The organism is Mucilaginibacter sp. GW822-FHT03E02, from assembly GCF_058801545.1.
In genome coordinates this window covers 2661220-2683781 of the sequence record NZ_JBXANJ010000001.1, presented here as the reverse complement: position 1 = coordinate 2683781, position 22562 = coordinate 2661220, and the positions used below count along the sequence as shown (strand labels likewise).

General features: G+C 43.3%; 20 protein-coding genes. 17 read left to right on the top strand and 3 right to left on the bottom strand.

Annotated features, from left to right (window positions below; translation table 11 throughout):
• Positions 1 to 112 precede the first annotated feature (112 nt).
• Entirely contained in the window at positions 113 to 583 is a 471-nt protein-coding gene (locus tag AC1RM2_RS11305; protein WP_492985189.1) for a DUF4293 domain-containing protein, read from the bottom strand.
• Between the two features lie 132 nt (positions 584 to 715).
• Here AC1RM2_RS11305 and AC1RM2_RS11300 point away from each other — a divergent pair, with 132 nt between their 5' ends.
• The 3 genes from AC1RM2_RS11300 to AC1RM2_RS11290 all read left to right on the top strand — a co-directional run bounded on the left by AC1RM2_RS11300 (position 716) and on the right by AC1RM2_RS11290 (position 4294).
• Complete coding sequence (locus AC1RM2_RS11300) at positions 716 to 1246, top strand: DUF892 family protein (RefSeq protein WP_492985188.1); 531 nt, start codon at positions 716 to 718, stop codon at positions 1244 to 1246.
• A 151-nt stretch (positions 1247 to 1397) separates the two neighbouring features.
• Positions 1398 to 2339 (top strand): tRNA pseudouridine synthase A, encoded by a 942-nt coding sequence (locus tag AC1RM2_RS11295; protein ID WP_492985187.1) that lies wholly within the window; start codon positions 1398 to 1400, stop codon positions 2337 to 2339.
• A 206-nt stretch (positions 2340 to 2545) separates the two neighbouring features.
• The gene (locus tag AC1RM2_RS11290; protein ID WP_492988246.1) at positions 2546 to 4294 is read left to right on the top strand and encodes an ABC transporter ATP-binding protein; all 1749 of its coding nucleotides are present in this window, start codon (positions 2546 to 2548) and stop codon (positions 4292 to 4294) included.
• Positions 4295 to 4370: 76 nt separating this feature from the next.
• On the opposite strand, the gene AC1RM2_RS11285 is transcribed toward AC1RM2_RS11290, so the two are convergent.
• Positions 4371 to 4574: a hypothetical protein gene (locus AC1RM2_RS11285; RefSeq protein WP_492985186.1), complete on the bottom strand. Its 204-nt coding sequence runs from the start codon at positions 4572 to 4574 to the stop codon at positions 4371 to 4373.
• Between the two features lie 338 nt (positions 4575 to 4912).
• Here AC1RM2_RS11285 and AC1RM2_RS11280 point away from each other — a divergent pair, with 338 nt between their 5' ends.
• The 10 genes from AC1RM2_RS11280 to AC1RM2_RS11235 all read left to right on the top strand — a co-directional run bounded on the left by AC1RM2_RS11280 (position 4913) and on the right by AC1RM2_RS11235 (position 17873).
• On the top strand, positions 4913 to 5791 hold the full coding sequence (locus AC1RM2_RS11280; protein WP_492985185.1) for a cell division protein FtsX: 879 nt from the start codon (positions 4913 to 4915) through the stop codon (positions 5789 to 5791).
• 129 nt (positions 5792 to 5920) lie between these two features.
• Positions 5921 to 6208, top strand: a complete 288-nt coding sequence (locus AC1RM2_RS11275; protein WP_477354101.1) for a DUF3098 domain-containing protein — start codon at positions 5921 to 5923, stop codon at positions 6206 to 6208.
• Between the two features lie 123 nt (positions 6209 to 6331).
• On the top strand, positions 6332 to 7135 hold the full coding sequence (locus AC1RM2_RS11270) for an undecaprenyl-diphosphate phosphatase (protein ID WP_147053351.1): 804 nt from the start codon (positions 6332 to 6334) through the stop codon (positions 7133 to 7135).
• 111 nt (positions 7136 to 7246) lie between these two features.
• Positions 7247 to 7999 carry a tRNA pseudouridine(55) synthase TruB gene (gene truB / locus AC1RM2_RS11265; protein ID WP_492985184.1) on the top strand — a complete coding sequence of 251 codons (753 nt, stop codon included), beginning with the start codon at positions 7247 to 7249 and terminating at the stop codon, positions 7997 to 7999.
• A 55-nt stretch (positions 8000 to 8054) separates the two neighbouring features.
• Complete coding sequence (locus tag AC1RM2_RS11260; protein WP_492985183.1) at positions 8055 to 8987, top strand: bifunctional riboflavin kinase/FAD synthetase; 933 nt, start codon at positions 8055 to 8057, stop codon at positions 8985 to 8987.
• A gap of 298 nt (positions 8988 to 9285) precedes the next feature.
• Positions 9286 to 12597 carry a preprotein translocase subunit SecA gene (gene secA / locus AC1RM2_RS11255; RefSeq protein ID WP_492985182.1) on the top strand — a complete coding sequence of 1104 codons (3312 nt, stop codon included), beginning with the start codon at positions 9286 to 9288 and terminating at the stop codon, positions 12595 to 12597.
• A gap of 319 nt (positions 12598 to 12916) precedes the next feature.
• Positions 12917 to 13381, top strand: coding sequence for an SPOR domain-containing protein (locus tag AC1RM2_RS11250; RefSeq protein ID WP_492985181.1), 465 nt, complete (start codon positions 12917 to 12919; stop codon positions 13379 to 13381).
• Positions 13374 to 14558 carry a M20 metallopeptidase family protein gene (locus AC1RM2_RS11245; protein WP_492985180.1) on the top strand — a complete coding sequence of 395 codons (1185 nt, stop codon included), beginning with the start codon at positions 13374 to 13376 and terminating at the stop codon, positions 14556 to 14558. The genes AC1RM2_RS11250 and AC1RM2_RS11245 overlap by 8 nt, the downstream gene beginning before the upstream one ends.
• Before the next feature lie 166 nt (positions 14559 to 14724).
• A complete protein-coding gene (locus tag AC1RM2_RS11240; protein WP_492985179.1) occupies positions 14725 to 15651 on the top strand; it encodes a hypothetical protein in 927 nt (308 codons plus the stop codon).
• 248 nt (positions 15652 to 15899) lie between these two features.
• A complete protein-coding gene (locus tag AC1RM2_RS11235; protein ID WP_492985178.1) occupies positions 15900 to 17873 on the top strand; it encodes a T9SS type B sorting domain-containing protein in 1974 nt (657 codons plus the stop codon).
• Between the two features lie 172 nt (positions 17874 to 18045).
• On the opposite strand, the gene AC1RM2_RS11230 is transcribed toward AC1RM2_RS11235, so the two are convergent.
• Positions 18046 to 18567, bottom strand: a complete 522-nt coding sequence (locus AC1RM2_RS11230) for an NADPH-dependent FMN reductase (protein ID WP_492985177.1) — start codon at positions 18565 to 18567, stop codon at positions 18046 to 18048.
• A gap of 312 nt (positions 18568 to 18879) precedes the next feature.
• On the opposite strand from AC1RM2_RS11230, the gene AC1RM2_RS11225 reads away from it, so the two are divergent.
• The 4 genes from AC1RM2_RS11225 (at position 18880) to dapB (ending at position 22555) form a co-directional block, all read left to right on the top strand.
• Positions 18880 to 19683, top strand: a complete 804-nt coding sequence (locus AC1RM2_RS11225; protein WP_090641197.1) for a ParA family protein — start codon at positions 18880 to 18882, stop codon at positions 19681 to 19683.
• A 4-nt stretch (positions 19684 to 19687) separates the two neighbouring features.
• Positions 19688 to 20611, top strand: coding sequence for a ParB/RepB/Spo0J family partition protein (locus AC1RM2_RS11220; protein ID WP_492985176.1), 924 nt, complete (start codon positions 19688 to 19690; stop codon positions 20609 to 20611).
• Between the two features lie 331 nt (positions 20612 to 20942).
• A complete protein-coding gene (locus AC1RM2_RS11215; protein ID WP_492985175.1) occupies positions 20943 to 21623 on the top strand; it encodes a DUF5683 domain-containing protein in 681 nt (226 codons plus the stop codon).
• A 182-nt stretch (positions 21624 to 21805) separates the two neighbouring features.
• The gene (gene dapB / locus AC1RM2_RS11210; RefSeq protein WP_492985174.1) at positions 21806 to 22555 is read left to right on the top strand and encodes a 4-hydroxy-tetrahydrodipicolinate reductase; all 750 of its coding nucleotides are present in this window, start codon (positions 21806 to 21808) and stop codon (positions 22553 to 22555) included.
• Positions 22556 to 22562: the final 7 nt, after the last annotated feature.

Here is a 22562-nt window from a genome sequence, read left to right as displayed (position 1 = left end):
ATAAATTCACATAAATGTAATGGATTTATTACGCTAAATGAAATACCTGTTAACAGGTATTGTAATGGCAGTTGCCTGTAAGCTATTAAAAATGAGGCGGGAGTGTGGTGCGTTACCTAAGCCTATCGGCAGATTTAATTAGCTTTTCGTCGTTTTTAATACCTTTGGTTGCCAATAAAAGCATAACTATGCTTATAGATGTCAGGAACAACCCAATACCCATGGAGTGTGTATCCAACTGCACACCTTCGCCTACTGCTTTTTTTACAGTTTGTGCCATCCAAAAACTGTAGCCAAATAATGCCAATATAGCGCCATAGCAAAAAGCCAATTGTTGTTTGCGGTTTTTGAACAGGAAAATTATGACCAGCGGAATAAGGGCTACTACAGCGGTTATGGCGGTAAGCGCTGTAAAAGATTCGATATGTTTTTGTACGCCGTTAACATCCTGAAAAATGCCGGTGACCGAAATAGTTACCTGGGCGTTATTTACATAAACGTTATGTGCCAGCGGGAAAAAGTAAAGAGCAAACAGCACCAGGCTGGCGGCAAGCAGGTAAATGCTTTGTATTCGTTGTAGCATAATATTAAAATTATAGAGGCAAATATAGTTGTTTTAATTATTGCCTTAAGGCATTTTATTGATCCCGAAAATTTGCTTTTAATGATAATTATTATAGTATATTTAAACGGATTTTCCAGTAACTATTAAGCGATGACCACAAGCCCTGATAAAAACCTATCGCCACAGGAGGTGAAGTTTGAAGATGCGCATCTTAAAAAAATATTCCTCGAACATTTAAACAGCATTTATTGCGGCAAACAACATCTTATCGATTTTTTTGATGAGATAAAAACGCTGGCCACTCTTCAGTATTTAAAAAATGCCATACAGGATTGCCGCGATGATGCCGAGAACCAGATAACGCATATGGACGGCATATTTAACGCGATAGGCGAAGATCAATCAAAAATAAGCGTGCTGGGCATGAAAGCCATGACGCTGGAGGCCTACATAACCGCCATTAGGTCGGGCAAAACACCTATGGAGCGTGATGTTTTTATTGTATTTTACCTGCAACTGGTTGAGGGCATCGAGGTTACTTATTTTAAAGTGCTGAAGAACCTGGCTAAGGCAATAGGTTACAGCAACACCTTTTTAGATAAACCTTTTAATCAGGCGGTTGAAGATAAGCTGATGTTTGAAGAGATTTACAAAGAATACATCAGTGAGCCGGCTAAATAATTGTGCACAGATTGAAAATAATTGGTAATCAATGTGTTCGTTTTGTTTCGGTTTGTGTCACCTGTTGCGCAACACAACAGCTTGGGCATATTCCAGATACTTTGACCAAATTATGAATACCCAAGCCCGCCATAATAATTAACTTTGCGGCGTGACAGCTAAGCAACGCTATTTTATTGAACTGGCTTATGATGGTACAGCCTATCATGGCTGGCAAATACAACAAAACGCCCACAGCGTTCAGGAAGCTTTGAACAAAGCGCTAAGTACCATCCTGCGCCAACCCATAGAAACAACCGGCTGCGGCCGAACCGATACAGGCGTGCACGCCAAAGAGTTTTTTGCCCATTTTGATGTGGAGGAAGAGGTTCATGGTTCATGGTTCATGGTTCATGGTTCATGGTTCATGGTTCATGGTAAGGAGGAAGAGGTTCATGGTTCATCGTTCATAGATCATGGTAAGGAGAAAGAGGTTCATGGTTCATCGTTCACGGATCATGGTAAAGAGAGGGAAGTTTATGGTAATGAAGCTGCTTCGGCCATGAACCATGAACCATCAGCCATGAACCCTTTTGCCATGAACCAAAAGATTCGCGGCCTCAACTCTGTCCTGCCTGCTGATATCGCTATAAAAAACATCATCCCGGTTAGCCCAGACGCGCATGCCCGGTTTGATGCCACGCTGCGTTCATACCAATACCATGTTCATTTCAATAAAGATCCGTTTTTAAGGGGATACTCCTGGCAGTTACGCGATGTGCCGGATATGGAACTGATGAACCAGGCGGCTATCATGATCATGGATTATATTGATTTTAGTTGTTTCAGTAAATCAAATACCCAGGTAAAAACAAATAACTGCAAAATAAGCCGCGCCGAATGGGTTCAAACCGAGCAAGGCATGGTATTCCATATTTCGGCCGATAGGTTTTTACGCAACATGGTACGCGCTATTGTAGGCACCCTGATGATGGTAGGCAAAGGTGAAATTCCACCCGAAGCGGTGCGCCAGATCATCGAAAGCAAAAACCGATCAAACGCGGGCATGAGCGTACCGGCCTGCGGGCTGTATTTAACAGAAGTAAAATATTAGCCAGCCCCCTAACCCCCTGAAGGGGGAACTATAGTTGACTAAAAACAATTTAGAACTTATAACTACATTTGGAATAAGTGAATAATAACAAACAGGATAACGAAAAAAAAGCAGGCGACTCTGCCAGTCAAAAAGCACCCCCTTCAGGGGGCGGGGGGGGCTCCGTTACCGGGAAAGCGCTTGATTGGAAATTGTTAAAACGAGTGATGCGGTATGTAAAGCCGTATAATACCACGTTTGTGATTGCCGCTTTTTTAACGGTGTTTTTGGCAGTTGGCGCATTGCTGCAACCCATTCTTATACAACGTACGCTGGATGTAAATATCCTGAATGACGATTACGACGGGCTGGTTTTTATGGTTGGCCTGATGGTGGCGCAATTGGTTATTCAAACGGTGGCGCAGTATTACCAAACTTATTTAACCAACACATTGGGCCAATCCGTTATTCGCGATTTGAGGATTGACATTTTTAACCACATTACCAGTTTAAGGCTAAAGTATTTTGACAGGACACCAATCGGGATGCTCATCACCCGTACAGTATCCGACCTGGAAACCATTGCCGATATATTTTCTGAAGGGCTTATCAGTATCATGGGCGATATGCTGCTGGTATTTGCCGTTATCGGCCTGATGCTGTTCCAGGACTGGAAACTGGCATTGATTACCCTTATCCCAATGCCCTTCCTGTTTGCATCCACTTACGTATTTAAGGAGGCCATCAAATCATCGTTCCAGGAAGTGCGTACCCAGGTAGCCCAGTTAAACACTTTTTTGGCCGAGCATATCTCGGGCATCAGCGTCATCCAGCTTTTTGCACGGGAAGACCAGGAGATGCGCAAGTTTAAAGCAGTTAACGTAAAATACCGTGATGCCAACATCCGCAGTAACTGGTATTATTCTATATTTTTCCCGGTGGTCGAGATTTTGTTTGCCATTTGCATTGGCCTGCTTGTTTGGTATGGTTGTAAACGGATGCTAACCGACGGGCAACTGGCTAACTTATCTGCATCAAAAAAAGGAATTACCCCCGGATTAATAACCGGCTTTATTGTGCTGCTTAATATGCTTTTTAGGCCCATCCGTCAGCTGGCCGATAAATTTAACACCCTGCAAATGGGTATGGTAGGCGCCGACAGGATTTTTAAAGTATTGGATACCGACGAAGTTGCTATTGACAATGGCACCCTGAAAACCGGCAGGCTGCAGGGCGAAATTGAATTTGACAAGGTGTGGTTTGCCTATAACGACGAAAATTGGGTGCTCAAAAACATCAGCTTCCACGTAAAACCCGGCGAAACACTGGCCCTGGTAGGTGCTACCGGAGCGGGCAAATCATCTACCATCAATATCCTTAACCGTTTTTACGAGATAGGAAAGGGCAGCGCCAAAGTTGATGGTCATGACATTCGCGATTATGAGGTCGAATTCCTCCGGTCGCAAATAGCCACGGTGATACAGGATGTATTCCTGTTTACTGATACTATTGCTAATAATATCAGCCTTAACAACCAATCCATCACCCGCGAGCAAATTATCGCGGCAGCAAAAGATGTTGGCGCCCACGAATTTATTGAACGCCTCCCCGGCGGCTATGATTATAACGTAATGGAACGCGGATCTACCCTTTCGGCGGGGCAATCGCAATTGATATCTTTTATCCGGGCGCTGGTATACAATCCGGCTATTTTAGTGTTGGATGAGGCTACTTCGTCGGTAGATACCGAAACCGAGATCCTGATCCAGAATGCCATCAATAAACTAATGCAGGGCCGCACGGCTATAGTTATTGCCCACCGACTATCGACCATCCAAAACGCCGACAGGATCATTGTACTTGACCACGGCGAGATCATGGAAATGGGCACCCACCAGGAACTCCTTAAAATTGAGCACGGCCACTACCGCAAACTTTACGATCTGCAGTTTAACTCGGCCGGGATAGCGCGGTAGGTTGTACGTTTTACGTGCTACGTTTTTAACGGTTATAACTAAACGTATAACTTAAAACGTACCACGTAAAACCCCGTTAATTTTTAGGCACCGCCTTTACCGAATGCACCGGTTGCTCTTCCCGTTCGTGTTTTTTGGCAATGTTGCCGCCATGAGGTTCGTTGGCAAGGTACTGCTTGTCATGGGGTTTCACTTTGCTTTTGCCGCCATTATCGTTTGGCCTGTCGGTTGGTGTATCCGAAGGCGATTGTTTGTGTTTATCGTTTGCTGGCTTTGTCATAAAGGTATAACAGGGTGGGGACGGGAATTGTTTATGTTGTCAGAATTTACAGAAATTTAGAATATACAGAATCAATGCGCTATTGACAAGCATTCTGTCCATTCTAAATTTCTGTAAATTCTGATTCAGACGTTAATAAATGTTAAAACCCACACACTATTACAATATTAAACCATTTTTATAAACAATAAACTTTTACCTTTAACCCGTGTTTCTTAATTTCGCACAAGTATAGATGTGAGATATTAGATATGAGATGTGAGACGAGCCTCAATTTTGCGGCAGTTTTTTTTCTCAAATCTCAAATCTCAAATCTCATGTCTCATATCTAAACAAACATGGAAGAATTTGAAGCAAGTGCATCGTCAAAAAAAGTAAAAACCATATACATTTCAACTGTATTTGGTATTGCCATGGTGTTGTTAATGGTGGGTTTGTTAGGATTACTGCTCATAGATGCCAACAACATTTCGCGCTACGTAAAGGAAAATATTGTATTGAATATTTTTGTTGACGACGCTGCGCATGAAACTGACGTGTTACAGTTGCAAAAACAATTGGATGCCAACCCTATGGTGAAGCAAACCCAATATGTAAGTAAAGAACTGGCCGCCCGTAACCTGCAAAAAGATTTGGGCGAAGATTTTGTGAAATTCCTTGGGTATAACCCCTTATCACAATCGCTGGATATTTATATGAAGGCCGATTTTGCCAACAACAAGGATATCGAAAAATTTAAGGCCGACTTGCTGAAAAATCCCCTGGTTAAAGAAGTGAAATACCAGCAATCGTTGGTTGATAAGATGAACGAGAATGTGAAATCTATCAGCTTAATCATCCTGGCTTTTGCAGGTATATTCGTTGTTTTATCGGTTGCCTTAATTAATAATACCATCAGGCTGGCCATCTACTCGCAAAGGTTTTTAATTAAATCCATGCAGCTGGTTGGGGCCACTAAAGGCTTTATCCGTAAGCCGTTTATATTATATGGTATCTGGCATGGTATGTTAGGAGGCTTAATAGCCATTATTTTGCTTGTGGGTACTTTATACCTGGCCTACCAGCAAGTACCCGACCTGATTTTCCTGCAAAGCTATGCCGAGTTTGGAATGGTATTTTTAGGTGTGGTTGGGTTAGGCATATTTATATCGGCCTTTAGCACATTCCTGGCTGTTAACAAGTTTTTACGTTTAAAAATATACGACCTGTATAGATAGGTTAAAGGCAAAAGGTTAAAGCCAAAAGGTTTTATCGCGTAGCCAATAAAAAAATCAATATTTAAAAAATATCGAAGCAGTAATTAAATCAATAATTCACTAAATCGATAATTCAATAATTAAAAAAATATGGCACAAAAATTTAAACCAACAACGCCTTTAAAAACATCAGCAACTGTATCGGCGCCAAAAGCGGCAAAAACTATCAGTAATGAGCCTGTAGAGTTTATTTTTGATAAAGGCAATTACAAGTTTTTAATCATCAGCGTATTAATAGTAGCTTTTGGTTTTGTACTGATGTCTGGCACTACCGATATTTACAGCAATACCAAAATTGTTATAGCCCCTATAGTAGTATTGGCTGGCTTTGCTTTAGGTTTTTACGCTATTTTAAAAAAGCCGGAAGTTAGCAAGTAGTTGATTGGTTGAATAGGTGAAAATGAACAGACTTTTATCAGAATGTTTGCTGATCTTGCCTCTTTTAAATCACTTAGCATAATCAATTCAACAAATTTAATCTAACCCATCACCAACCCCTACATGGATACCGTTAAACTCATACAAGTAATTGTACTTGCCGTAATAGAAGGAATAACCGAATTTTTGCCTATATCGTCAACCGGGCATATGATCATTGCCTCGTCTGTTATGGGCATCGCTGCCGATCCGTTTATTAAATTATTTACCATAGCAGTGCAATTAGGTGCTATTCTCTCAGTAGTTGTATTGTATTGGAAACGTTTTTTACAATCGTTCAACTTTTACCTTAAGTTGCTGGTAGCATTTATACCTGCGGCGGTTTTTGGTTTACTGTTTAGCAAAAAGATAGATGCTTTGTTGGAGAGTGCACTTACAGTAGGCATCACGCTTTTTGTAGGTGGTATCATTTTACTTTTTGTAGATAAATGGTTTAATAAGCCAACTATTAAAGAAGAAAAAGATATCAATTACCTTACTGCGTTAAAAATCGGTTTTTTCCAGTGTTTGGCCATGATTCCTGGCACTTCACGTTCTGCATCAACTATTGTTGGAGGTATGAGCCAGAAACTTACCCGCACCGCGGCGGCCGAATTTTCGTTCTTTTTGGCTGTGCCTACCATGTTTGCGGCTACCGCTAAAAAGCTACTTGATTTTTATAAAGAAGGGCACCGTTTTACCGGCGAGGAGATAAAATTGCTTGCAATTGGCAACGTAATCGCTTTTATAGTGGCTATGCTGGCCATCAAAACATTCATCACTTTTTTAGAGCGTAAAGGCTTCGTGCTGTTTGGCTGGTATCGTATTGTTATAGGCGCGGTGATTATAGGGCTGATAATGACCGGTCATAAATTAGATGTGATCTAATTTATATATTATTTCAGGAATAGCCTATTTGTTAAAGCGACAATGGAGGGAAGAAATTAAGCCAAGCTTGTTTCTTGTTTTTCCATACCTTTGCCGCTTTAACAACATTACTTGAAAAGTACTTACCAAAATATCCAGGAATTTGCCGATGGCCAGCTGTTGCTGGTGAATAAACCATATCAGTGGACAAGTTTTGATGTGGTGGGCAAAATCCGCAATTCTTTTAAGCCTTTAAAACTGAAGGTTGGCCATGCAGGCACGCTTGATCCGCTGGCTACCGGGTTGCTCATCATCTGCACCGGTAAAATGACCAAGCAGATTGATACCTTCCAGGCCGAAGAAAAAGAATATACCGGTACCATGGTGCTTGGCGCAACCACGCCATCGTATGACATGGAAACCGAACCCGACAATAAGTTCGATATCAGCCAAATTACAGAACAGCAGCTGCGCAGTAACTGCGCGCAGTTTACTGGCGATATACAACAATATCCGCCCGCCCACTCCGCAATTAAAATAGACGGCGAGCGTTTGTACGAAAAAGCCCGCCGCGGGGAAGATGTTGAACGCCGCCTGCGAAGCGTTACCATAAGCGAATTTGAACTTACACGCGTTGAATTGCCCGAAGTTGATTTTAGGGTGGTATGCAGTAAGGGCACTTACATCCGTAGCTTGGTACACGATTTTGGCGCTGCTTTAAATAACGGGGCATACCTGTCTGGATTAAGGCGTACCCGCAGTGGTAATTATAAGGTAGAGGATGCCTGGGAGGTGATGGAATTGTTTAATACCATTAAAGCCCTGAAAGCGCCGGTTGAGCCCGTTGCCGACCAGCAACTAATTACATTTGCAGGTAAAAAATAACAGGCGGGCACAGCCCGCCGAACTAAAAAACTAAATTTGTGTTTTTACTCATCAAATGAGGATATACAACAATATTGACGAATTTACAGCGATAACCAACGCGGTTGTAACCATTGGCACATTTGACGGTGTGCATATAGGCCACCGCAAAATTATAGCAGGTATTAAGGAGCTGGCGCAGCAAACAGGCGGCGAAACCGTTATACTTACGTTTTTTCCGCATCCGCGGATGATACTGCATCCCGAGGATGAAAGCATTAAGCTGATAACCACCATTACTGAAAAGGCTCAATTGATGGAGCAGCTTGGTGTAGATCATTTGATCATCACCCCATTTTCTCGCGATTTTAGTAACCAAACCGCCGAAGATTATATACGCGACGTACTGGTGAACAAAATTGGCACCAAAAAAATTGTGATAGGGTATGATCATCGTTTTGGTAAAGACCGGCAGGGCGGCCTGGAAGACTTGTTAAAACTTGGCCCCGTTTATGGCTTTGATGTAGTAGAAATTCCAGAGCAGGATATTGATGAAGTTGCCATAAGTTCAACCCGCATCCGCGCGGCGTTGTTAAACGATAAGATCGATTTAGCAAATGCCTTTCTTGGCTACCCTTTTTTTATAACCGGTAAGGTAGTGCGTGGCGACCAGATTGGCAGGCAGATAGGATACCCTACGGCCAACATAGTGGTAGAAGAAAAATACAAGCTCATCCCCGCTGATGGTATTTTCGCAGTAACCGTGGTAGTTGCCGGCGAAACCTATAAAGGCATGGCCTACATCGGCAGCCGCCCAACGGTAAATGGCCTTACCCGCAACATCGAAGTGAACATCTTTGACTTTGACCAGGAGATTTATAACCAAACCATCCAAATGGAATTTCACCATTATGTACGCGGCGATGCAAAGTTTGCCGGCCTTGATGAACTGAAGGCTCAGCTGGCGCAGGATAAGGTGGATGTGCTGAATTGTCTGAACCGGGATTAAGCTGATTTATCAGATTTTTTTGATTTTGATTTGCAAAATTTTCAATGTTTGGTCGAATATCAGATTTGTTTGATCGTGCATCCGAGACAGAAGCTAAAATCCTGAAATCCGAGAAATCTGCTTAATCCCGGTTCAGAAAAATAAAGCCGACAAAAATATCCTCAAACCCCGCCCCACGCATCAAATCCCTCATAAATCCCTTAAAACTAAAAACTAAAACTGTACCTTTGCCTGTCAATATGACTTTAATTGTCGCTGTGGCGTAATTATTGAGTTTGTTGCATCATATAAAAATAATATGTTAGATTTTATAAGTAAGCTTTTTGGAAGCAAATCAGAGCGGGATGTAAAAAGTATTAAGCCTATAGTTGAAAAAATTAAGGCTGAATATGCAAAACTCGGTAACATCAGTAATGATGAGCTTAGAGCTAAAACAATAGGTTTTAAACAAACAATAGCCGAAGGCCTATCGGGCATCGACAGCGAGATACAAGCCATAAAAGATCGTACCGAAAACGAGTTGGATATGGATGTAGCCGAAAAAGTTGAGTTATACACTCAGCTGGATAAGCTGGAGAAAGACCGTAATAAAGAGCTTGAGGATATATTGATCAATATATTGCCCGAGGCGTTTGCCGTGGTTAAAGAAACCGCCAGCCGCCTTGCTGCAAATAAATTTATAGAAGTAACCGCAACCGATTTTGACCGCGACCTGGCTGCGCGTAAAAGCAACGTAACCATTAAAGGCGACAAAGCTTTTCACGCAAATACCTGGCTTGCTGCCGGTAACGAGGTTACCTGGAACATGGTTCATTACGATGTACAGCTGATAGGCGGTATAGTATTGCACCAGGGTAAAATATCTGAAATGGCTACTGGTGAAGGTAAAACGCTTGTGGCTACGCTGCCTGCATACCTTAACGCGCTTGCCGGGCAGGGTGTACACATTGTAACGGTGAATGACTACCTGGCACGTCGCGACAGCGAATGGATGGGGCCGTTGTATGAGTTTCATGGTTTATCGGTTGATTGTATTGATAAACATGAGCCAAACAGCGAAGAACGCCGCGCCGCTTACCTGGCCGATATTACTTTTGGCACAAATAACGAGTTTGGTTTTGATTACCTGCGTGACAATATGACACGTAGTCCTGAAGAATTGGTTCAGCGCAAATTGCATTACGCCATGGTGGATGAGGTGGATTCGGTTTTGATTGATGACGCCCGTACTCCTTTAATTATATCAGGCCCTATCCCACGTGGCGACGAGCACGAGTTTTACGAGCTGAAACCGCGTATTGAGCGTTTGGTTAACGCCCAAAAAGCGTATGTAAATACGGTATTGAACGAGGCCAAAAAAGCAATTAACGATGGTGACACCGATCCTGAAAAAGGTGGTTTGGCTTTATTGCGTGCTTTCAGGGGTTTGCCAAAAAGCAAAGCCTTAATTAAATTCCTGAGCGAAGGCGGTAACAGGAGCACACTGCAAAAGATAGAAAATTATTACATGCAGGATCAAAGCAAGAATATGCCTAAGGTAGATTCGGAGCTTTATTTTGTTATCGACGAAAAAAACAACCAGGTTGAACTGGCCGAAAAAGGTATCGAACTGATTACCTCATCGGGCGAAGACCCTCACTTTTTTGTAATGCCTGATGTAGGTACCGAAATTGCCGAGATTGAAAAATCAACTTTATCAACCGAAGAAAAGATTGCCCGCAAGGACGAGCTGATGCGCGATTTCTCGATCAAATCCGAGCGTATCCACTCGGTTAACCAATTGCTGAAAGCATACACCTTATTTGAAAAGGATACCGAATACATTTTGGACGAAGGCAAAGTGAAAATTGTAGATGAGCAAACAGGCCGTGTATTGGATGGCCGCCGTTACTCTGATGGTTTACACCAGGCAATTGAAGCTAAAGAAAATGTTAAGGTTGAGGATGCTACCCAAACTTTTGCTACCGTAACCCTGCAAAACTATTTCAGGATGTACCACAAGCTTTGCGGTATGACCGGTACTGCCGTTACCGAAGCAGGTGAGTTTTGGGAAATTTACAAGCTGGATGTGGTAGAAATACCAACCAACACCCCTGCAAGCCGCGAAGACAGGCAGGATTTGGTATACCGTACCATCCGCGAAAAATATAATGCCGTAGCCGATGAAATTGTAAAACTAACGCAGGCCGGCAGGCCGGTACTGGTTGGTACAACATCGGTAGAGATCTCGGAATTATTAAGCCGCATGCTTAAACTGCGCGGTATTAAACATAACGTACTGAATGCCAAAATGCACCAGAAAGAGGCCGATATTGTGGCCGAAGCAGGGCAGGCCGGCACAGTTACCATTGCTACCAACATGGCTGGCCGTGGTACAGATATTAAATTGGGTGCAGGTGTACAGGCAGCAGGCGGTTTAGCCATTGTAGGTACCGAGCGCCACGAGTCGCGCCGGGTTGACAGGCAGTTGCGCGGTCGTTCTGGTCGCCAGGGCGATCCGGGCTCTTCGCAGTTCTTTGTATCACTGGAGGATAACCTGATGCGTTTATTCGGATCTGAAAGGATCTCGAACCTGATGGTGCGTATGGGTATCGAGGAGGGCGAAGTTATCCAGCACTCCATGATCTCCAAATCAATTGAGCGTGCACAGAAAAAGGTAGAAGAAAACAACTTTGGTATCCGTAAGCGTTTGCTGGAGTATGATGATGTGATGAACTCGCAACGTACCGTTGTTTACACCAAACGCCGCAACGCGCTGTTTGGTGAACGCCTGGATGTTGATTTGAGCAATACCATTTTTGATGTGGTTGAGGATATCACTACCGAATATAAAGAGGCTAACAACTACGAAGGATTTAATTTAGAAATGATTCGCTTGTTCTCGGTTGATGTGGAGGTTGATGCCGATAAATTCGCGGTAAATTCTATCAACGCCCTGGTTGATCATGTCTTCCAAACGGTGATGGATTTTTACAAACGTAAAGGCGATGCCGTAGCAGCGCAGGCTTACCCGGTATTGAAAGATGTTTACGATACCCGCGGCCAGTATGTAGAAAATATTGTGGTTCCGTTTAGCGATGGCATCCACGGCATACAGGTTTCTGTTCCGTTGAAAAAAGCGATTGATAACCACGGTCACGAAGTGTTTAAATCGTTCGAGAAAAACGTTACCCTGTACCTGATAGATGATGCCTGGAAAGAGCATTTGCGCGAAATGGACGAGTTAAAACAATCTGTTCAAAACGCCGTTTATGAGCAAAAGGACCCACTATTGGTTTACAAATTTGAGGCTTTCAATTTGTTCCGTGGCATGTTGGCCAATGTGAATAAAGAGATTGTGAGTTTCCTGTTCCGCGGAGGTATCCCGGTTCAGCAACAGGCCGAAGAGGTGAGGGAAGCCAAACCAGAACCAAAATTGGATCTGCGTAAGCTAAAAACCACCAAAGCCGAAATGGTAAGTGAAAGCAATGGCGTACCGATGGACGATTTTCCGCAGGAAATACAAAAAGCAACACCTGTAAGGGTTGAGCAAAAAATTGGCAGGAACGATCCTTGCCCTTGCGGAAGCGGTAAAAAATATAAAAACTGCCACGGCGTAGGGCAGAATTAGAAGCCCCACCCGGCCTCCCCTGAAGGGGAGGAGGAAAAAAAGCCCGTCATCGGGGTGGTAAAATCCACTAATTTTGAAGGGTAGGTGGCATTCAAATATAAAGGCTGTCATGCTGAGGTACGAAGCATCTACTTGCGAACTTTTCTATCGGTCATGCACAGCTGATAGATCCTTCGTTCCTCAGGATGACAGGAAAATCAGATATGTCGTTGGGAGGCACGCAGGATCTATATCGCCAACTTTGCAAGTGGATTATGCATGAAGTAGAATAGATTCTTCACTACGTTCAGAATGACAGTTTTAGATAACTACGATAACCATGAAAAAAGCAATTCTTGATCATAAAGCCAAACACCGCTTGATCAGGTATTGCTTTTTTTTTATACTAATTCTTGCATCTGCCCGAACCTTTGCCCAAACCCGCGGCAAGGTTGAGGTAGTTAAAGATCCCTTGGTTGATACCCTGATTGCTAAGCGTTTTTCGCTGAACAAAGAAACCGGTGTAGCGCCGGCGGTTACATCGTCTTATGGCTACCGGGTACAGTTCTTCAGCGGATCGAACCGGAAGGATGCCTATAATGCGCAGGCCCGGTTGCAACGCGACTATCCTGAACTGCGTACCTACATCTTATACAGCGAACCTAATTTTAAAGTACGTGCAGGCGATTTCAGGACGCGGTTAGAGGCCGAAAAGCTGATACAGGAATTGCGGCCTTCGTTTTCAAGCCTGTTCATCATATCCGAAAAAATAAACCTGCCCAAAGCCGACACCGACAATGATTAAAGAAAAAATACAGGAACTATCCCAGAAAATATTTGATGATGTGGTAGCCAACCGCCGCCACCTGCATACCAATCCCGAACTATCATTCCACGAGCAAAAAACATCTGCTTTTGTGGCCGGTAAACTGGAAGAACTGGGCTTAACCTACGAAAAAATGGCCGACACCGGCCTGGTGGCCCTTATCAAAGGAGATTTACCGTCAAATAACGTGGTGGCCCTGCGTGCCGATATGGATGCTTTGCCTATTACCGAGGCTAATGATGTACCCTACAAATCCCAAAATGTTGGTGTGATGCACGCTTGCGGCCACGATGCGCATACGTCATCGTTATTGGGCACAGCCCATATTTTAACAGAACTGAAAAGCCAGTTTGGCGGTACTATAAAACTGATTTTTCAACCCGCTGAGGAGAAACTACCCGGCGGTGCAAGCCTGATGATTAAAGAAGGCGTACTGGAAAATCCAAAACCGCAGGCTGTATTGGGGCAGCACGTAATGCCACTGATTGAGGCCGGTAAAGTAGGTTTCCGTGCTGGTAAATATATGGCATCAACTGACGAGCTGTACGTTACTGTAAAAGGGAAAGGCGGCCACGGTGCCCAGCCACAACAAAATATCGACCCGGTAATCATCACAGCACATATATTAACTGCCTTGCAAACGGTAATAAGCCGCTTTGCCGATCCTAAAAGTCCATCGGTATTGTCATTTGGTAAAGTAATAGCCAATGGCGCCACTAACGTGATCCCCAACGAAGTTTACCTTGAAGGTACCTTCCGAACTATGGACGAGAACTGGCGTGCCGAAGCCCACAAGCGCATGAAAAAAATGGCCGAAGGTATAGCCGAAAGCATGGGCGGCAGCTGCGATTTTAATATTATGCGTGGTTACCCTTTCCTGATTAACGAAGAAGTACTAACTCACGCCACCCGCGGCCATGCCGAAGATTACCTGGGCAAAGAAAACGTATTGGATCTGGATATCTGGATGGCGGCAGAAGATTTCGCCTACTACTCGCAGGCAGCCGATAGCTGTTTTTACCGCTTAGGTACCCGCAACGAAGCCCGCGGTATCACCTCATCGGTACATACCCCTACCTTTGATGTGGAGGAAGATGCGTTTAAAATAAGTACCGGCTTGATGGCTTATTTGGCTATTAAGCAGTTAGGGAATTAACGCCAGCTTTGTCATTGCGAGGGACGAAGCAATCTCGTAACTATGGCAGTCCGCCCCTGCATAGTTACGAGGTTGCCACGCTATCGCTCGCAATGACATAGTTGGTTATATTGTGGCGGGCATCAACATGTAACAAACCCCTAAACCAAACCGTCAATAGTTAGTGATGAAGAAATTATTATTATTTGTAGCGTTTACTATTCTCAGCAGTTTTGCTTTTGCCCAGCAGATACAACGTTTTAATCCCGATACCATCCGCACCATTGTTATCGATTCTGCAGTAGATATCCGTTCACATAAACTACGGGCACAGGATTTTATTGACGCGGTGATGGCCGATACCAGTTTTTACCGGGCTTTTCAGCATATGAAAAAATATGCCTTTACTGCCGAAAACCGCATTTATACCTACGATAAAAAAAACAAGGTTGACGGCAAGGTTTACCGCAAGCTTAAGCACAGTAATATAGCTGGTCAGCATAAAATTGAATATATAACCAGGCAGGATAGCGGTACCGTTTACAAAAAAAACGGCAAATACAATTTGTACACCGTTGAAATGTTCGATTACATTTTCATGAACGCGTACAACTCCGATTTTGTGGAAGGCGATGGCTTACCAGGCGAAAAAGGTAAAAACGAGAGTTATAAAGCTAAGCTTAAAACATTGGTGTTTACGCCAGGCCGCAGGGTTACCGGTATACCGTTCATCGGCGATAAAACGGAGATATTCAGCAGGGATATTCAGCAGTTTTACTACTATGAATTTGCCCGCGGCAAATACCTTGATAGCATTCCTGTTTATCGTTTTAAAGTTAGGTGCAAACCCAGCACATCTGATGGCGACACCATGATTAAGGAAATGACCACCATTTTTGACGAGCGCACGTTCGAGATTCTCGGCCGTTACATCGACCTTAAATTCAGTAACCTGTTCGTCGATTTTAATGTACAGATGAACATCGAGCTCAACAACTTTAACGGCCAGCTGCTGCCCATCAAAATAACCTACCAGGGCAACTGGAATATCCCTTTCCACAAAGAGGAGCGCGCAAGTTTTTTGATTGTGCATAAGGATTATAAAAGGGAATAGGGTGTCTTTTCCAAATTATGTCGCCGCGCTGCGCTCGCTATGACATAGTTTGCAATATCATCTTCTCTTTTCAGAGTCAAGGAGCTTTATACAAGTTCTCTTTACGATTAACTTTTTTAACATTCATTTATTTAGATAACCATCTGCTTTGTAAGTATTTCAATATAATGCCCCTTGGTGTGTTATTTATACACGCCGCCTCGATAAAAAAATATATTTTTGATGGATAACTTTTTAAGTTAAACCAATTGAAGCGCTTGCGTACCCTTAAATTAATTTTGCTTTTTACTGCCATTCTTGATTTTACACTGGCGCATGGCCAGTCGGTAAATTGTGCGGGCAGTTTGGGCGATCCGGTAATTACCGAGACCTTTGGATCGGGCTCAAATCCGGGGAGTGCGCTACCGACGGGGATCACCAATATGTCGTTTTCCAGCTACTGTCCTAATGATGGCTCGTATACTATTGTAAATGCCACCAATATATATGGCGGGGCTACCGGTAATTGCCACGTTGAGGCCTGGCAAACGGTAACCCATGACCACACGGGCGATGCAAATGGCTATATGATGATGATTAATGCATCTTATACGCCCAGTATTTTTTTTACAAAAACCACACCCGCGGTATTATGTGAAAATACCACGTACGAATTTTCGGCCTATATACTAAACCTGATGAGATCCGGCACATCGGGCATCCGGCCAAATATTAAATTTACTATCGAAACCACAGATGGCCTTGTGCTCGACTCGTTGGTTACCGGTGATATCCTGGAATCGAATAGCGGCGATGACTGGACACGCAAGAGTTTCTTTTTTAAAACACCGCCAAATACCAGCCAGGTAGTTTTAAAAATGACCAACGAGGCACCCGGTGGTGGCGGCAACGACCTGCTGATTGATGACATTAATTTTAGAGCTTGCGGCCCCGTGGTGCAAACAGGGTTTACTTCGGTTGAAGCCAATCAACCGCAAAATCAATGTGTAGGTGAAAGCAAGGTTTATACACTTAAATCGAAGATAGGGACTGGATATACCAATCCTAAAACGCAATGGCAGATAAATAGAAACGATGGCAGTGGCTGGCTTGATATTGCCGGTGAAACATCAGATTCTTATACCTTTACACTGGGAAGCAATATAGCCAATGTATACAGGTACAGGCTTGCCGTGGCCGAAGGGGCAAATATAAATTCGCCTACGTGCAGGGTGTTTTCGGAGCCGCTGAGTGTTACCATAAACGCTTATCCCGTTGTGCCAAATGTGCCGCCCGTTCAGGAATGTGAGGGCAAAACCGTTACTTTAAACGTATTTGGAGGAGTAACTGTTGATTGGACCGGTCCGGGAATTACTGCCGCTAATAAAAATCAAAACCCACTGGTACTTACAAACATAAAACCTGCCGATGCAGGCAATTATAGCTTTATAGTAACATCTGCTACCGGCTGCTCTACCTCAAAATCGACAACAATCACCGTTATCCCTAAGGCAGTTATTACCTTAAATAGCCCAACCGTTACTATTTGTAAAGGCGCATCAACTAATTTAGGCGCCAGTGCCCAGGGTGCCGTAAGCTATAAATGGACGCCTGGCAAAGGTTTGTCCGATAGCACTATTGCTAACCCCGTAGCTTCGCCTGCAGACACTACAATATACAAGGTAGTAGTCACCAACAATATTGGCTGTACCGATACCGCTACTTTAACTGTTAATGTGCTGCCGCCGCCGGTTGCTATTACGCAAACTAAACAAAGCATGTTCCAGGACAGACCAATTACCCTGGTAGCTTCGGCACAGAGCGCCGACGTTTTCAATTGGACACCCACTACCGGCCTTAGCGACGCCAATGTGTTAAACCCAGTTGCCAACCCGGCCGATGATATCACTTATACCTTACATGTAAAATCGAGCTATAATTGCGGCGAGGATACCAGCAGCATTTTTGTGAAAGTTTATCATAAAGTAAAAATACCTAATGCATTTTCGCCCAATGCCGATGGCGTAAATGATAGCTGGGAAATTGAAGGCCTTTTTACCTACCCCGAAAGCATAACAACCGTGTTTAACCGCTACGGGCAGCAGATATTTAAAAGCATTGGTTACGCCAAACCCTGGAAGGGTACCTATAACGGAGCCAAATTACCGCCCGGCACCTATTACTATATCATCGACCTTAAAACCGGCCAGCCTAAACTGACAGGATGGGTATTAATACTGTGATTTCACTGATTTTAGGTGATTGCACCGATTATTATGTGATTTCACCGATCTTGTTACGATTGCGCTGATTTTTTTGATTCCCGAATGTATAATAAACAACCCAACCGGTGAGGCCATCACTAATCAGTGAAATCATACCCCATCAGTGAAATCATCCAATAATCGGTGTAATCTAAAACAAGATGAACTTATCTATCTGCTCGTTGGTAAATTTTATCGTATCGGCGTTTAACAGCTGGCCGGTTTCGTCAAACTCCTTGTGGATGCCTGATATATGGAGTTTTAGTGCCATCACATTCAGGTGTACATAGTGGCAAACACCGGTAAAATGGTCAATGCCCCGAATGTTGCCGTATTTGCCGGATGATATGCCAACCAGCGCCGCCTTTTTATCATAAAAGCTCGCCGGAAAGTCGCAGGCATCAATAAAAACCTTTAGTACGCCGGGGTAACTGCCATTGTACTCGGGTATCACAAATATAAACTTATCGGTTTGGGTAATTATTTTTTGAATTTCGGCAAATTCAGGGCTTCGCTTGCCGTAAAGGTCGGTTTCAATAAGGTTGGGCGGCAATTGCGCCAATGATAGTACACCCGCTTCAACTTCTTTTTCCTGCAGTTTTTGCTGATAATATTTGGCCATTTTTAAGGTAGAACTGCCGGGACGGTTAGTTGATGCGATGATTGTTATCATTTATAATTATTGAATTATTGATTTATTGAATTATCGAATTGCAAGTCTTTCAGCATCTAAATTGCTGATATGTACAGTATTAAATATAAAAGAGAAATAGCGTCATCTTGCTAATTCATCAATCAATAATTCAATAAATCGATAATTCAATAATTGCTAATTATGTTTGTAAATTGACTAAACCTGTGGATTTCGTAATTGTTTAATTCCGTATCTTTATCACCGGATAAAAACATTACGAAAGTAGAAATTTCTGACCCTACTTTACGTTTATATAAATCATTGTAACATCAAAATTTTTTATACTATAGAATGAGTAAAATTATTGCTTTAGCCAACCAGAAAGGTGGCGTAGGAAAAACTACATCATCTATAAATCTGGCTGCAAGTTTGGCCGTATTAGATTTTAAAACATTATTGGTTGATGCCGATCCGCAGGCAAACTCTACTTCGGGTATCGGTTTTGATCCACGCAATATAAAGAACAGTATTTACGAGTGCATCATTAACCAGGTTGATCCGCACGAGGCTATCCAGAAAACGGAGACTCCTAATCTTGACCTGCTGCCCGCTCATATTGACCTGGTAGGTGCCGAGATTGAGATGATTAACCTGAGTGGCCGCGAATACAAAATGAAACAGGTATTTGAAGCCGTGCGCGATGAATATGATTTTATTATTATTGATTGTTCGCCTTCGTTAGGTTTAATCACCATCAACGCGTTAACCGCTGCCGATTCGGTAATTATACCGGTACAGTGCGAGTATTTTGCATTGGAAGGTTTGGGCAAATTGTTAAATACTATCAAAATTGTACAATCGCGCCTGAACCCGCAGCTGGAAATTGAAGGTATATTGTTAACCATGTACGATGTGCGCCTGCGCCTGAGCAACCAGGTAGTTGATGAAGTAAAAACGCATTTTGAAGATATGGTTTTTGATACCATTATACAGCGTAACACCCGTTTAAGCGAAGCGCCAAGTTTTGGTGTATCTGTTATTATGCACGATGCTACCTGTAAAGGGGCCATCAATTATTTAAACCTGGCCCGCGAAATTATCCAGAAAAATGGCCTTGTAAAAGCCGAAGCAACAACGGTAACAGCAACAGTATAAGTAAATGAGTAGTGAAAGAAGAAATGCCCTGGGCAAAGGATTAAGTGCGCTGTTGAATGACTCGGTAAACGTACAACCATACCAAAACAAAAACACCAAAAAGGAAGAGGCATCAACTTCGGCCGCCGAAGTGAGCAGCCTTGGCTCGGTTAATGAAATCAGGCTGGATGAGATAGAAGTAAACCCTTTTCAGCCCCGTACTGATTTTGATGAGCTTGCTTTAAATGAACTGGCCGATTCCATTAAGCTGCAGGGCCTTATACAGCCTATTACCGTTAGGCGTATCAACGCTCATAAATATCAGTTGATATCCGGTGAACGCCGTTTCCGTGCATCAAAACTGGCCGGGCTAACCCAGCTACCTGCTTATGTGCGTACGGCCAACGACCAGCAAATGCTGGAAATGGCCCTCATTGAAAACATCCAGCGCGAAAACCTGAATGCTATTGAAGTAGCCCTAAGCTTTCAGCGGATGATTGAAGAGTGCAACCTGAAACAGGAAGAATTGGGTGATAGAGTAAGCAAAAACCGGTCGACAGTTACCAACTACCTGCGTTTATTAAAATTGCCGCCAAGCATCCAGGCATCTATCCGCGATGGTGCGCTTACTATGGGTCATGCCAAGGCGCTCATCACTATTGACGACCCGGCCAAGCAATTATATTTGCACCAGCATATTATTCAGCAAGGCCTATCGGTTCGTAAGGTTGAAGAGTTAGTTAGGGAAATGCAGAAGGCCCCCGTAAAAAAAGAGGGCAAACAACCCGAGCCGGTATCATACCAATTGCAAAAAATACAGGACGATTTAGCTTCCAAATTCAGTTCGCGGGTAACACTTAAGTTGGGTGCTAAAGGCAACGGGGTTATCGAAATTCCCTTCTTGTCAGAAGATGATCTTGGCCGTATCCTCGAAATGCTGGATTGGTAAGTAGCGAGAATCAAGAGTTAAGAGTCAGGAATCAAGATTGAAGATAATAGGCTGATTTTTGTGTGATTTGAATAGATGTAATTAAATACAAAAAATAAAAAGCCGGCCGCTGATAAAAACGTATCAGTGGGCGGCTTTTTTATATATAATAGTTAATGTGTACATAATAATTAGTGGTTAAACCTGTTAATGATTTGTTTAATAAGGTGTTTTTGTAACGGCTGAATATAGCTTCTTAATCCGGCTATAAAAATTACCTTTGTAATCAAATAAAAGCAGGCTCCTTATCACTATTTTAAAAGCCTGGGTTTATTTAAATTTTATCAGCTGCATGTATAAATATTTGTTAATTACTGGTTTTATGATGCTATTTGCCTTTGCGGCCACAGCGCAGCAACAGCATACAGATACGGCATCGGTAACCAAAAAAGATACTTTTAAAAAGGCATCGGGTACCGCGCCGGGCTCCTTTGCGCCGCCTATAAAAAAAGAGAAAGTATACCACCCCGATAGCACCCACAGCCCCCATAAGGCAGTAATGCATTCGCTGATGATACCCGGATGGGGGCAGCTGTACAACCATCGCTGGTGGAAAGTGCCTATTATTTACACTGGTATAGGCCTTTTGGCCTCGGCGGTGATATTTAACCAGCGTTACTATAACGAGTTTAATATACTTGCCCATTATTATAAAAGCGGGGTAGCGCCGGTAAAGGGAGATGCCTATTACGATGAGTACATTGCCTATACCAGTAACCAGGTACCCGCCCAGAATATATACGATGCGCTTGACAGCTACCGCCGCAACCGCGATTTAAGTATCCTGGGTATGTTAGGTGCATGGGGTATTCAAACCATTGATGCCTATATTGATGCCAAGTTTATCCACTCGTACACGGTTGATAATAACTTTGCCTTTAAGGTTAGCCCGGGAATGATTAACCAGCCGGTTTACGCGCAAACTGCTTTTGGTAGCTATATTCCGGCTGTAAAAGTTACCTTTACGTTTTAACAGCGCATTTATAGTTTAGCTATCAATGCGTTCCGGGGGGTAAGGGCAACTATCAGCATAACAACGTAGGGGTACAGAAAAATTCCCGGAATTATCGCAAATTAACCTATTATTGTTTTCTGTCTTGATTCCTGACTCTAACATCTTGACTCTTGATTTTAACTCAACACATACATTAAAAAATGAAAATAGCGTTACTGGGCTACGGAAAAATGGGCAAAATGATTGAAAAAATTGCCCTTAGCCGCAATCATGAAATTGTTTTAACCATCGATCACGATAACCTGCACGAGCTTACTGCCGAAAATCTGCAAAAGGCCGACGCCGTTATTGAGTTTAGCATGCCCGCAACAGTGTTGGGCAATATTCAGCATTGCTTTAACGCCGGCGTACCCATAGTAGTAGGCACTACCGGCTGGTATGATAAGCTGGATGAGGTAAAACAACTTTGCGAGGAAAGCAACGCTTCACTAATGTATGCCACCAACTTTAGCGTAGGTGTTAATATATTTTTCCATATTAACCGGATGTTGGCTAAAGTGATGAACAACTACCCGTACTATGACGTACAGGTAGAAGAGATTCACCACATGCAAAAACTGGATGCCCCAAGCGGCACAGCCATCACCATTGCCGAAGGGATCATCGATAATCTTGACTCCAAAAAAGACTGGCTGAACGTGCTGACTACAGATGATCGGCCCGACGATGAAACCCCACAGCCCGATCAGTTATTAATAGAATCGTTGCGGATTGACAGCGTACCCGGCACCCATACCGTTATCTACGATTCGGAAGTAGATACCATCGAGTTCAAGCATACCGCCCATAACCGTAGCGGCTTTGCCCTTGGAGCGGTATTAGCTGCCGAATGGATCCAGGGTAAAAAAGGCTTTTACACGGTTGACGCCATGTTTGATTTTAAAAGCTAACCGCCGT